Origin of the sequence: Paraburkholderia lebeckiae (assembly GCF_050436225.1) — a bacterium.
In the GTDB taxonomy this organism is placed as follows: Bacteria; Pseudomonadota; Gammaproteobacteria; order Burkholderiales; family Burkholderiaceae; genus Paraburkholderia; species Paraburkholderia tuberum.
Genome location: NZ_JBNDLU010000001.1, coordinates 388,893 through 401,632, shown reverse-complemented (window position 1 = coordinate 401,632; position 12,740 = coordinate 388,893). Strand labels below are relative to the sequence as shown.

The following is a 12,740-nucleotide window of genomic DNA, read 5'->3' as shown; positions in this document are numbered from 1 at the left end:
CCGGCGGTCAGCGAGGCACGGCGACGTTCGCGACGATCCGCGCGATCAGCGCCTCGGCCAGCTCCTGGCGGCGCAGCTCGTAGATCGGCGTGAAGAACACGCGATGCCCCAGCGCCGGCAGCAGCACTTCGTGAATGTCCTCCGGAAGCAGATGCGTGCGTCCCGCGAGCCACGCGACCACGCGCGCGGCCCGCAGCAGCGCGCTCATGCCGCGCGGACTTGCGCCCGCGAGAATCAGTTGCTCCATGTCGACGCCGTCGAGCGCGATGCCGAAGCGCGCCGGCGTTTCCGTCGCCTGCCAGATGTCGTGCACGTAGCGCTCGATCGTCTCGCTCGCCTGCACGCCCTGCTGGATCGCCGCGCCGATCCGGTTCAACTGCTCCCACGGCACGATCGACGGAGTCAGCTGCGCGAGCAGGCCGTCGACGTCATGGAACCTCGTGTCGAAGACGAGGCTGCGCCGCGCGTCCTCGTCGGTCGGCGTCGGCATGTTCAGCTCGAACAGGAAGCGGTCGCGCGCCGCCGACGCGAGCTCGAAGGTCTCTTCCTTCTCGACCTTGTTGCGGTCGGCGTATACGGTCATGTGCGGAAAGCGGTGCTCGCGGTCGAACGCCCACACGGAACGTTCGGCCATCGCGCGCAACAGCAGCGATTGCACCTGCGGACGCGCGCGATTGATCTCGTTGAAGAAGAAGGTGGTCAGCTGCTCGCCGTGGCGCAGCAGGGGGCCGGGCTCGATGCGCGGCTTGCCGTCGGCATCAACATAGGTGTGGTAAACGAGGTCGCCCGGCATCAGATCGATCGTGCCTTCGACGCGCTCGAAATCGCCGCCAACCACGCGCGCGAACGCCCGCAACACGGTCGTCTTGCCGACCCCGACGCCGCCTTCGAGCAGCACGTGGCCGCGTGCGAACAACGCGACGTTGATGAGCCTCAGCGTTTGCTGCTGACCGACGACGACTCTCGCGACCTCATTTTCGATCCGCTGGGCGTGAGAACGCCAGTCCTGAAGCTGCTCGCCAGAAACCATCGCTGCGATCCCCTTCCGTGGTGGCTGGCGTTTATTTGCACGACGCCCGAACGTCGACGCGCTTCCAGGCTCGCCAGCCTTCCGTTCAAGCACGGTTTATGCCGATCGCGCGCACGGGACCCAGGAGTTAAATCGAATGCGAAAAGTTGGCAGCCTGTCACGACAGCCGGGTACAGACTGTGCCACGTTCACCAGCAAGCCGACGAGCGCAGTCGCGTAACCCGCGCGTAACGCTACCGCTGCGCGCCGACCGGCGGTTTCGCAAACACCCCTGCAAACTGCGCATATTCCTGCTCCAGATGCACCGCCGCATGCTCGAGCAGAAACTGCCGGAACATCACGCTGGTCGGCGAAAGCTGCTTCGTGCGCAGATGCACGACCTGCCACGTGCGTTCGATCGGCGTGCCGTTCACGTCGAGCAGCGCGATCTCGCCGGTGCGCAACTCCAGCTGCAACGTATGCAGCGAGATCAGACTCACGCCCATGCCCGCCATCACCGCCTGCTTGATCGTCTCGTTGCTGCCGAGCGTGACGGTTTTCGCGGGTGTGAACAGATGTTGCCGGAACATCGCCTCGGCGGCCATGCGCGTACCCGAGCCCGGCTCGCGCAGCAGGAAGGTGTCGCGGCGCAACTCCTGCAGATCGAAGCGGCGCGCGCCGCACAGCGGATGATCGAGCGGCGCGATCACCACCTGAGGATGACTCGCGAGCGGCTCGGCCGTCGTATCGAGTTCGGGCGGCGGGCGGCCCATGATCGCGAGATCGATCGCGTTGTCCTGCAACAGACGCAGCAACGCGTCGCGATTGCCGACCGAGAAGTGCACGTCGACCTTCGGGTATAGATGCGAGTACATCGCCAGCAGTTTCGGCGCGAAGTAGGTCGCCGAACTGACGATGCCCACGTTGATCGAGCCGCTGTCGGCCTGCTTCAGCGACATCATCGCGTCTTCGGTGTCCTTGATTTCGCCGAGAATGCGGCTCGCGTGATGGGTCAGCACCTCGCCCGCTTCGGTCAGCGTGAGCTTGCGCGCGACGCGCTCGAACAGCCGCAGGCCGACCGCCTCTTCGAGCTGATGAATCTGCATCGACACCGCCGGCTGCGTCAGATGCAGCTCCTCGGCCGCGCGCGCGAAACTCGTATAGCGGCTCGCGACGACGAAAATCTGCAACTGCCGCAGGGTCAGCGTGCGAACGAAATTCAGCTTGACCCGGTTCGTCGCGAAACTCGCGTTCTGCATTTGATTCAGCGACTCGCTCGCGGCGCATTCGATGACGGTTTCGTCGGCGCCTTGCCCGAAGGCAACTTGTTCAGTGCGGATTGAAAGCTCAACGACTCCGTATGCGCCGGATGCGCAAAGTCGTTGTTGGGACCCGGCACGTCGGTGCGGATCTGCACGACCTGGCCCGGCACGCCGTCAGCGAGCAGGAACGTGTAGCGTTTGCCCGTGTATTGCGCGAAGCGCGCCGCGTTCGGATCGTTCAGATAAGGCTGCACGACGATGCGCCGCGCGCTGACCGGCTTGCCGCCGAACTCGCTCGGCACGCTCTCGATCTGCGGCCCCGCGGCGAGCGCGAGACGCAGACGCTGCTGGAAATAGCGGCGCTGCCCGCCGGTGAGACCCTGCATCTCCGCGATGTCGTGTTCGAGAAAATAAATGATTGCCGGATTGCACTGCAGGCCGCCGATCGGCAGGCTCACGCTGCCGCTATGGTCGGACACCTGTGCGTCGCCTTTCGCGTTGTTCTCGCTCAGCACCAGCACCTTGACGACATCGGCGCTGCGCGACGGCTGCCCGGAATCGATCAGCGTGTAGTCGAGTTCGGTCTGCGCGGCGACGCCGTGCAGATGATCGGTCAGAAAAATCAGCCGCTCGGCTGGCGTGATCTCGTCGCCGCCCGGCGCCGACGCCGGGCTCGCCGCACGCGCGGCGGCCGGCGCGAGGCACAGCACGCACAGCGTCCCAATCAGCGCGGCGCGTGCCGCGCGCAACCAGGCGCCGCGCGCGCGCGTCATTGCGATGCGTCGCCGGGCTTGCCCGCCGGCGCGTCGACCGGTTTGAGCATCGGCACCTGGTAGGTCGCGAGGATGCTGTCGATCTTGTCGTGATTCGCGCCGATCCATCGATCCACCTTGTCCTTCCAGTCCTTCTCGCCGTAGCGCACACCCATCGAAATCGTGTAGTCGAAGCGGATGCCGGGCCCCGGCGGGAACGGCACGAGTCTGACCGAATCACCGGCGCGCTTCGCGAAGTAGCCGGCGATCGGCCCCCACAGAAACACCACGTCGACGTTGCCTGCGCGCAGGTCGTGTTCGATCATCTGGCCCGGGTACACGGCCGGATCGCCGCTTTGCACCTGGTACGACACCGCCTGGTCGATCAGGTTGTGGCCGAGCAGCCAGTCCACCGCGGGAGTTTGCGAAAAGATGCCGAAGCGCAGCTTGTGCAGTTGATCGGGCGGCAGCTTCAGCAGGTCGTCGGGTGTCTTGATGCTCGCGAACTCGGGGCGGTTCGGCAGCACCATTGCGTAGGTCGAGCGCAGATACGGCTGCGTCGTCGACGTCATGTCATAACCCTTCGGCACGCCGATGATCAGGTCGCAGCGAAAGCGCTCGCTGCCGTCCTCCTTCTCGCGCAGCGTGTGGCGCACGAAGCCCATGCGCTGCGGAAAGAACGTGTATTCGAGCTTGTAGCCGAAGTCGCTCGCCATCTGGGCCGCGATGCGGTTCTCGTAGCCCTCGCCCTTGTCGTTCGACAACGGCATGTTGTTCGGGTCCGCGCACACCCTGAGCACGCCGTCCGCGCCGTCGTTGTTCGGCAGCGCGGGGCCGTCCGCCCGGACCGCGGCGCTCGCGAGCGCCGCGCCACACAACGCGGCCGCGATCACGCTGACATGCACGGACATGCTTCTCTTATCACGCATCGTGAGCCTCCGGAAGAATGACGGCACGGCGTTATTTGGCGTCGATGGCCTTCAGATCGCCCGGCTTGATCTGTCCATCGGAGCGCCCTTTCAGGTACGCGTAGAGGTTTTCCCAGTTCTTCTGCATCATCTGGCTCGTGCTGAAATCGGGCATGCCCTTGTCCACCCGGCCGCCGAACACCGTGCGATGAAACTCTGTCTTGTCCAGCGTCTTGAACGCGTCGATCAGCGACGGCCCGACCATGCCCTGCTGCTGCGCGCCGTGGCAGCGTTCGCAAGCGAGCGCGCGCCACGTCTTCCAGCCAAGCAGCGTATTACTGTCCACCTTGGTGCCGTCGACCACCTTGTACGCGACCTGCGCAATCGAAGGATTGTTCTGCGCGTATCCGACGGGCAGCCCGACGAGCGCTGCAGGCAATACGGTGAGCAACAGGATAGATCGGCCTTTCATGCACATGTCTCCATCTTCAGATAAGCCGCGCCCCGATGCGCTTGATCAACGCATCCACCAAACGGGCACGGTCGGGGGTGATTCACTGCTGTTGCCAGGCTGGCGGGGCGGCCATGCCGGTCAAGGCCGCCCCGCTCGTTCAGCCCTTCATTTCAGCCGTTGGTTCAGCTCTTTTCGCTCGGAATCGCGAACACGAACAGCGTGCCGCCCAGCGCGGTGTACTTGGCGAGCTCGCGATAGCCGCCGACCGCGCCCAGACCTTCAGTCGACTTTTCCAGACCCGCCGCCATGCCGATGCCGGCCCAGCCGCCGATGCCCGAGTACACGCCGACGTACTGCTTGCCCTGATACTCATACGTGAAGACGTTGCCGATGATTCCCGACGGCGTCTTGAAGCGCCACAGTTCCTTGCCGTCCTTGATGCGCACCGCCTTCAGGTAGCCTTCCAGCGTGCCGTAGAACGCGATGCCGCCCGCGGTCGCCAGCACACCCGACCACACCGAGAACCTCTCCGGCTTCGAGTAGACGATCTTGCCCTTGCTCGCATCCCACGCGATGAAGTTGCCCATCGCGTTGCCCTCGTTCGGGCCCGGATACATCGACAGCGTGGCGCCGACATACGGCTGTCCCGACACGTAGTCGACATCGAACGGCTCGTAGTCCATACAGACGTGATTGGTCGGCACGAGGAACAGGTGCGAGTTCGGATCGTATGCCGCCGGTTGCTGGTCCTTCGAACCGAGTGCCGCCGGGCAGATGCCCTTCACGTTGTGATCGGACCCGGCCGCCTGCGTCGAGTACGCCGCGTTGCGAATCGGCAGGCCGCTTTGCAGGTCGACACGTTCGGCCCAGTTCACCGCCGGGTCGTACTTCTGCGCGACCAGCAGCTGTCCGGTTACGCGATTGAGCGTATAGCCGAAGCCGTTCCGGTCGAAGTGCACGATCGCGGGCACCTGCTTGCCGTTGATCGTCAGATCGGACAGGATCATTTCGTTGACGCCGTCATAGTCCCATTCGTCGTGCGGCGTCATCTGGTAGACCCATTTGGCCATGCCGGTATTCAGGTCGCGCGCGAAAATCGACATCGACCATTTGTTGTCGCCCGGACGTTGCGTCGGGTTCCATGTGCCCGGATTGCCGGTACCGTAGTAGACAAGGTTGAGTTTTGGATCCCACGCATACCAGCCCCACGTGGTGCCGCCGCCGAGCTTCCACTGATCGCCCTTCCATGACTTGATCGACGAATCCGCGCCCACCGGCACCATCTGGCCGTTGGAGTACGTCATCGTCTTTTGCGGGTCGAGCAGCATGTCGTTGTCGGGGCCCGTGCTGTACGCGGTCCACGCCGGTTTGCCGGTCTTGATGTCGTACGCGATCAGACGTCCACGCACGCCGAACTCGCCGCCCGAGATGCCGGTCAGCACCTTGTCGCCGAATACGTGCGGCGCGTTGGTGTTGGTTTCACCGGCTTTCGGATTGCCGTTCTGCGCGGTCCACACCACGTCGCCCGTCTTCGCGTTCAGCGCGACGAGCTTGGTGTCGGCCTGCTGCAGGAAGATCTTGCCGTCGCCATATGCGAGCCCGCGATTGACGGTGTCGCAGCACATCACGGAGACGACCTGTTCATCCTGCTTCGGCAGATACTGCCAGAGGAACGTCTGATCCTTCAGGTTGACCGCAATAACCTTGTTCGGAAACGGGGAGTGGATATACATCGTGTCGCCGATCACGAGCGGCGCGCCTTCATGGCCGCGTAGCACGCCGGTCGACATGGTCCATGCGACCTGAAGTTTGCCGACGTTGTTCTCGTTGATCTGCTTGAGCGGGCTGTAGCGGTGATTCGCATAATCGCCCGCCTGGGTCGCCCAGTTGGCTGGGTTTTTCATCAGCCCGTCGAGCTGCGAATCGGCCTGCGCAGCCAGAGAGCCAAAGGCTGCGGATGCGAGGATCGCGAGCCCAAGAACTACAGTGCGTAAGTTCATGTCTCCTCCAGAATTGTCCTGCTGTTCAACTCACGAATGACCCACGCTACCTCATCGCATCGTGCGCGCCTTCTCGAGTGCAGGTAACGATTAACGCGCTATCCCGATTCGATGTCGGGCTTCGCGGCGCATGAACGGCCGACGCATATTCCATGCCGGAATAGCGGCAACGTTTGCCGCTATTGGCTGCGCTGGCCCAGCGACTCGGCACGCGCGAGGTGTCGCGGCACTCGGGCGTTGCACGCCGATGCTTGCATGGCGGTAAGCTGAAGGGCCTGCGTCACGCGATGCGGCACATACTGTGTCACTTGCGTGATACGAATCGTGTCCTTTGCGAATCACACGCCGCGGCATGGGGCTGTCACTTGCAACGATGCTTCGTTCGGCGATCGATTCGCGCATTCGAGGAGCAACAGCCATGGCAAACACCGAGCACGTCTATACCGACGAAGAGATCCAGCAGCGCCTCGTCGGTCCGCTGCAGCACTGGTATCTGGAAGATGGCTGGCTGCGGCGCAAATACCGCACCGAGGGCTGGAAGGGAACGCTGATGGTGGTCAACACCGTCGGCCACCTCGCGGAAGCCGCCTGGCACCACCCCGATCTGACGGTCTCGTACGCATTCGTGACCGTGAAGCTGAAGACGCACACCGCCAAGGGCATCACCGACAAGGACTTCGCGCTCGCGACGAAGATCGAATCGGTGGTCCACTGGCAGCCCGCCCTCGAGGACGGCCCGCTCGAAGGCACGCCCGCCGACGATCAGCGCTTCCGCTATATCAAGTACGACGCGCCCAAACCCGCGCAAGGCAGTTGACACGCGTTCCTGTCGCCGGATGAAACAGCGCGTGACACAGTGCGCCTTCGGCGTCACACAGCGTCCATGCGGCGGCGAAACCGCGTGGGGCGCGGCGTGCCCGTTGTTTAGAGGTTCCAGTGGGCCGAACCCGCTGCGGCGGCCGTTGCGCGTGCCTGGTACGGCTTTCGCTTGACGTCGCCGGGCGCACTATCGCTGGAACCCGCGACGCGTTGCGGACGCCCCGCGGCCGAACCCGGTCTTGCGCACCCGCAAGGACACCTGAGGACACTCGAGATGCCGCTTCAGCTCCGCCGCCTGCCGCCACGCGCCCCCATCACGATCGATGCGCCCGCGCGGCTGCATCTGGGCTTTCTCGATCCGAACGCGTCGCTCGGGCGTGCGTTCGGCAGCCTGGGGCTCGTCATCGATACGCACGGCACGCGGATCGAAGCGCGGCTCGCCGAACGCGAGCAGATCGGCGGCGTGGTCAGCGAGGCCGAGCGCGAGCGCATCGCGCTGAGTCTCGCGCGGCTGCAGGCCGCCTATGGACCGGCGACACTCGCGATCGACGTGCTGGAGGCGCCGCGCGCGCACACCGGCCTCGGCTCCGGCACGCAGCTGGCGCTGGCGGTCGGCACCGCGTTCGCGCGCCTCGTCGGCCAGCCGGCGACGAGCGCCGAGCTCGCCAGTCTGCTCGGGCGCGGCGCCCGCTCCGGCATCGGCATACTCGGCTTCGAGTGCGGCGGCCTGCTGCTCGATGGCGGCCCGCCCGGCGATCTGCGCCAGAGCATGCCGCCGCTGCTGTCGCGCCAGCCGTTTCCGCAGCCGTGGCGCGTGCTGCTCGTCAGCGACAACAGCCGCGAGGGCTTGCACGGTACCGAGGAACGCAGCGCGCTCGCATCGCTCGCGCCGTTTCCGCGGCGGCTCGCCGCGCATCTGTGTCATCTGGTGCTGATGCAGATCCTGCCCGGCGCCGCCGAACATAACTTCGCGCCGTTCGCGCACGGCCTCACCGAGCTGCAGCAGACCATCGGCGAATATTTCGCGAGCGCGCAAGGCGGCGTGTTCGCGAGTCCCGACGTCGAGCGCGTACTGCGCGCGGTCGCCGCCGAACGCACCGCCGGCATCGGCCAGACCTCGTGGGGCCCGACTGGCTTCGCGGTGCTCGCAAGCGCGCGCGAGGCCGACCGCGCGCTCGCGACCGCGCGCACCGTCGCGAGCGCGCTGCCGCATATCGAATGCAGCGTCGTCGCGGGCCGCAACAGCGGCGCGGCGATCAGCGGCGCCGAGGCGCGCGCGCCGCACATCGACGCCGCATGATGCGCTGCACCGCTCAGGCCGCCGCCTGCGTAAGACGCTGCCACGCGCGGCGCGGCCTTGCCTTGCGCCGTCCCCGAGATTGCCACTAAAACGAGCCCCTGCCATGTCAGAAACCATTGAAAGGCCCTACGTCCTGCACATGTTCACGGCCACGCCGCAGATGAGTCCGTTCGACGTCAACATGGCCGCCGACGCCGGCTATCAGGTCATCGTGCCGTATTGCAACGTCGAAGCGGGCATGGTCGCGAATCTGACGCAGGACGCGATCTTCTCGCGCGGCCCGAAAGGGGTGTCGCGCACCGGCATCTTCATCGGCGGACGGGACGTGATGCAGGCCGCCGACATGCTCGACACCGCGCGCCGCGCGATGGTCCCGCCGTTCGAGGTCTCGGTGTTCGCCGATCCGAGCGGTTCGTACACGACCGCGGCAGCGCTCGTCGCGCTGGTCGAGCGGCATCTGGGCAAACAGCACGGCGTGGAGCTGGGCGGCAAGCGCGTGCTGATTCTCGGCGGAACGGGCGCGGTCGGACGCATCGCGGCGGCGATCGCCGCGTCGCGCGGCGCCGACGTGACGATCGCGAGCCACCACGACCGCAATCGCGCGCTCGGGGCCTCGGCCGAAGTCAACGAGCGCTTCGGCATCTTCACGAACGGCATCAGCGCCACGACGCCCGACGAATTGCGCGGCGCGCTCGCCGACGCGGAAATCGTGCTCGCCACCGCCGTCGCGGGCGCGCAGGTGGTCGGCAGGGACGACCTCGTGCATGCGAAGCACCTGCTCGTCGCCGCCGACGTCAACGCGGTGCCGCCCGAAGGCATCGCCGGCGTGAACGTGATGAACGACGGCAAGCCGATCGACGGCGTGCCGAACGCGGGCGCGGTCGGCATCGGCGCGCTGGCGATCGGCAACGTCAAGTATCAGGTCGAGCATCGCCTCTTCATGCGCATGCGCACGGGCGGCAAGCCGGTCTACCTGGGCTTCCCGGAAGCCTACGACGAGGCCCGCGCGGTCGCGGCCGGTCTCGGCTGAGCGCGGTCGTCATGAAGTCGCACCGTCCGCTCATGCACGCGCCGATCGTCGCGGTCGTCGGGCAGTCCGCTCGCTTGCTCGCGCAGTCCGCGGCGCGCGCCGGCCTGCATGTCGCCGCGCTCGATATCTTCGGCGACCGCGACACGCGCGAGGCCGCCGAGCTATGGTTCGACATCGGCCGTGGTGATGGCGCGCTCGGGATCGACCGGGCGCGGCTCGTCGATGCGCTTGCGCGTGTCGCGCGCTTGCCGGGTTTGCTTGGCTGGATCGGCGGCAGCGGGCTCGAACCTTTGATGTCTCAGTTGTGCCGCGAATCCGGCTTGCCGCGCTTTCTCGGCAACGATGCCGAGGCGATCGCGGCCGTCCGCGAACCGCGGCGTTTTTTCGCGCTGCTCGACGCGTTGCGGATTGCGCATCCGGCTGTGTCGTTCGAGCGGCCCGCGACGGCCGAGGGCTGGCTGTTCAAGCAGGCGGACGGTTGTGGCGGAACGCATATCGAGGCGGCCGACTCGTTCCATTTAACGACCGACTCCGCGCACGGCTACTTCCAGCGCATTGGCCAAGGCCGCTCGCTGTCGGTGCTTTTCATCGGCGCGCACGGCAGCGCGCATCTGATCGGTTTCGCCGAGCAACTCACCTGCGCGATCGGCGATCTGCGCTTCGTGCATGCGGGCTCGATCGGGCCGATCGACTTGCCGCCAGCGCTCGTCGCGCACGCGCAGCAAGCGCTCGACGCGCTGTGCGCAAACACCGGCCTCGTCGGCATCAACAGCTGCGACTTCCTGTCGGACGGCACGTCGTTCGACGTGCTCGAAATCAACCCGCGCCCTTCGTCGACGATGGCGCTCTACGAAACCGCGTCGCCCGATGCATGGCCGGCCGGCCTGCTCGCCTGCCACCTCGACGCGTGCCGCCACGGCCGCGCGCCGTCGGCCGCGAGCCTCGCGCTCGCCCGCGCGCCGCGTTGGCGTGCCGGTCAGCGCGTGCTGTTCGCGCAGCGGCCGTTCAGCGTCCCGGCCGCGTTCTCGGACACCTGCGTGCGCGATCCGCAGTGCCGCGACGTACCGATGCCGGGCACCTGCATCGACGCAGGGCAGCCGGTCTGCACGCTGCACGTGCGAGCGGCATCGGTGGACGCGGTGTTCACCGCGCTCGACGCGCAGCACGAACGCGTCGTCCAACGAATCGAAACCTGCGATGAACCCGACTATGCCTGCCTCCACGCCCACAGCTGAGACTTCCCCGCCCGCCGCGTTGCCGAGCGTGAACGCGCTTTCAGAGCGCCTCGTAGCACGGCTCGTCGATCAAGCGGCACAGCTCGGCGTCGCACTGACGCGCACGCGCGATGGCACCGTGATCGCGGACGCCGGCGTCGACGCGCGCGGCGGCCTCGACGCCGGCGTGCTGATCGCGCGCATCTGCATGGGCGGTCTCGGCCGCGTCGCGGTACGCGCGAACTTCGACGCCGCGCCGCTGTGGCCGACGATGCTCGAGGTCAGCACATCGTCGCCGGTGCTCGCCTGTCTGGGCAGCCAGTACGCGGGCTGGAGCCTGTCGGCGACCAGGGAGCAGACCGGCGGCAAGAAATTCTTTTCGCTCGGCTCGGGGCCCGCGCGCGCGCTCGCGGTCAAGGAGCCGCTATTCGACGAACTCGGCTATCGCGACCGCCACGAGCGCGGCGCGCTGGTGCTCGAAGTGGACCGCCTGCCGCCGCAAGTCGTGATCGACAAGGTGCTGCACGATTGCGGCCTCGCGCCCGACCGCCTGACGCTGATCGTCACGCCGACACACTCTGTCGCGGGAACGGTACAGGTCGTCGCCCGCGTGGTCGAAGTTGCGCTGCACAAGGTGCACGTGCTCGGCGTGCCGCTCGATGAGATCGTCGCGGGGACGGGCTCGGCGCCGCTGCCTCCGCCCGCGCCCGACTGCATTCAGGCGATGGGCCGCACCAACGACGCGATCCTGTACGGCGGCCGCGTGCATCTGACCGTCCAGCACGACGAGATCGCGCAACGTCTCGCCGACACCCTCCCCTCCGCCAATTCGCGCGACTACGGCCGGCCGTTCGCGGACGTCTTCACGGCCGTCAACTTCGACTTCTATCAGATCGATCCCGCGCTGTTCGCGCCCGCCGAGGTGTGGGTCAGCAGCCTCGAAAGCGGCGCGACCTATCATGGCGGCCGGCTCGACGGCGGCCTGCTGCGCAAACAGTGGGGCGGCGAGTCCGTCGCGCGATGACGATCACGTCAGGCGTGCGCATCGCGATCATGACCGACGAAACCGGCTGGCACACCGGCCGGCTGAAAAAGGCGTTCCGCGCGCGCGGCGCCGAAGCGCGTTGCGTCGATCTCGCGGATTGCCGCATCGACACCACGTGGCTGCCGCACGGCCTCGCGATTCCGGGCTTCGGCCGCACGCTGCCGGACGCGGTGTTCGTACGCGGCATCGCCGGCGGCAGCTTCGAGCAGGTGACGCTGCGGCTCGGCATCCTGCACGCGCTGCGTGAATCGGGCGTGCCGGTGTACAACGACGCGCGCGCGATCGAGCGCAGCGTCGACAAGTCGATGACGAGCTTCCTGCTGCATCGCGCGGGCGTGCCGACACCGGCCACCTGGGCCGGCGAATCCGCCGCGTTCGCGCAACGCGTACTGATGCGCGAAGCGGCCGCCGGCCGTCAGGTCGTGCTCAAGCCGCTGTTCGGCTCGCAAGGCCACGGGCTCAAACGGCTCGGCGCGCGCGGCGCCGTGCTCGCGCCATTGCCTTCGCTCGCGCGTTATCGGCACGTCGCTTATCTGCAGCGCTTCGTCGCGAGTGGCCGACCCGGTTTCGACTGGCGCGTGCTGGTGATCGGCGGCAAGGCGGTCGCGGCGATGCGGCGCAGCGGCGGCAAGGGCTGGATTCACAACGTCGCGCAAGGCGCGCGCTGCGAACCCGCCGAGCTGACGGTCCCGCTCGCACAGACGGCAGTGCGCGCAACCGCCGCGCTCGGGCTCGACTACGCGGGCGTGGACCTGATCCCGAATGCCGACGACGCCGCGCTGCCCCTCGTGCTCGAAGTCAACGGTGTGGCCGCGTGGCGCGGTTTGCAGTCGGTCGTGCCGCTCGATGTCGCGGCGGCGCTCGTCGACGATCTGCTCGATCGCAGGCTGGCCGGGCAAGCCGCTAGCGCGGGGTTGCCTGAGCAGTCGCCGCAGCGCCGGGCTTGA

12 protein-coding genes are annotated in these 12,740 nt (G+C 66.9%); 6 read left to right on the top strand and 6 right to left on the bottom strand.

The genetic code is table 11. From position 1 onward, the window contains the following. Positions 1 to 7 precede the first annotated feature (7 nt). From OKW45_RS01850 to OKW45_RS01825, 6 genes are all read right to left on the bottom strand, one after another. Complete coding sequence (locus tag OKW45_RS01850; RefSeq protein ID WP_018424618.1) at positions 8 to 1,030, bottom strand: AAA family ATPase; 1,023 nt, start codon at positions 1,028 to 1,030, stop codon at positions 8 to 10. Positions 1,031 to 1,263: 233 nt separating this feature from the next. Continuing rightward, complete coding sequence (locus tag OKW45_RS01845) at positions 1,264 to 2,268, bottom strand: LysR family transcriptional regulator (protein ID WP_184006704.1); 1,005 nt, start codon at positions 2,266 to 2,268, stop codon at positions 1,264 to 1,266. 5 nt (positions 2,269 to 2,273) lie between these two features. Next, a complete protein-coding gene (locus OKW45_RS01840; RefSeq protein ID WP_429465544.1) occupies positions 2,274 to 3,044 on the bottom strand; it encodes a hypothetical protein in 771 nt (256 codons plus the stop codon). Further along, positions 3,041 to 3,952 (bottom strand): substrate-binding domain-containing protein, encoded by a 912-nt coding sequence (locus tag OKW45_RS01835; protein WP_026226551.1) that lies wholly within the window; start codon positions 3,950 to 3,952, stop codon positions 3,041 to 3,043. Before OKW45_RS01835 ends, OKW45_RS01840 begins: the two co-directional genes overlap by 4 nt. A gap of 31 nt (positions 3,953 to 3,983) precedes the next feature. Further along, positions 3,984 to 4,403, bottom strand: coding sequence for a c-type cytochrome (locus OKW45_RS01830; protein ID WP_018424614.1), 420 nt, complete (start codon positions 4,401 to 4,403; stop codon positions 3,984 to 3,986). A gap of 164 nt (positions 4,404 to 4,567) precedes the next feature. After that, positions 4,568 to 6,385, bottom strand: coding sequence for a methanol/ethanol family PQQ-dependent dehydrogenase (locus OKW45_RS01825; protein ID WP_018424613.1), 1,818 nt, complete (start codon positions 6,383 to 6,385; stop codon positions 4,568 to 4,570). A 418-nt stretch (positions 6,386 to 6,803) separates the two neighbouring features. Between OKW45_RS01825 and OKW45_RS01820 the strand changes: the two genes are divergently transcribed. The 6 genes from OKW45_RS01820 (at position 6,804) to OKW45_RS01795 (ending at position 12,740) form a co-directional block, all read left to right on the top strand. Beyond that, complete coding sequence (locus tag OKW45_RS01820; RefSeq protein WP_429465542.1) at positions 6,804 to 7,202, top strand: 4a-hydroxytetrahydrobiopterin dehydratase; 399 nt, start codon at positions 6,804 to 6,806, stop codon at positions 7,200 to 7,202. Positions 7,203 to 7,478: 276 nt separating this feature from the next. Next, complete coding sequence (locus OKW45_RS01815; RefSeq protein ID WP_429465540.1) at positions 7,479 to 8,504, top strand: beta-ribofuranosylaminobenzene 5'-phosphate synthase family protein; 1,026 nt, start codon at positions 7,479 to 7,481, stop codon at positions 8,502 to 8,504. A 103-nt stretch (positions 8,505 to 8,607) separates the two neighbouring features. Next, positions 8,608 to 9,534, top strand: a complete 927-nt coding sequence (locus tag OKW45_RS01810) for an NAD(P)-dependent methylenetetrahydromethanopterin dehydrogenase (RefSeq protein WP_429465538.1) — start codon at positions 8,608 to 8,610, stop codon at positions 9,532 to 9,534. An 11-nt stretch (positions 9,535 to 9,545) separates the two neighbouring features. Continuing rightward, positions 9,546 to 10,769: an ATP-grasp domain-containing protein gene (locus OKW45_RS01805; RefSeq protein ID WP_429465536.1), complete on the top strand. Its 1,224-nt coding sequence runs from the start codon at positions 9,546 to 9,548 to the stop codon at positions 10,767 to 10,769. After that, positions 10,732 to 11,772, top strand: a complete 1,041-nt coding sequence (mch, locus tag OKW45_RS01800) for a methenyltetrahydromethanopterin cyclohydrolase (RefSeq protein ID WP_429465534.1) — start codon at positions 10,732 to 10,734, stop codon at positions 11,770 to 11,772. Before OKW45_RS01805 ends, mch begins: the two co-directional genes overlap by 38 nt. Then, positions 11,769 to 12,740, top strand: a complete 972-nt coding sequence (locus OKW45_RS01795) for an ATP-grasp domain-containing protein (protein ID WP_429465532.1) — start codon at positions 11,769 to 11,771, stop codon at positions 12,738 to 12,740. Before mch ends, OKW45_RS01795 begins: the two co-directional genes overlap by 4 nt.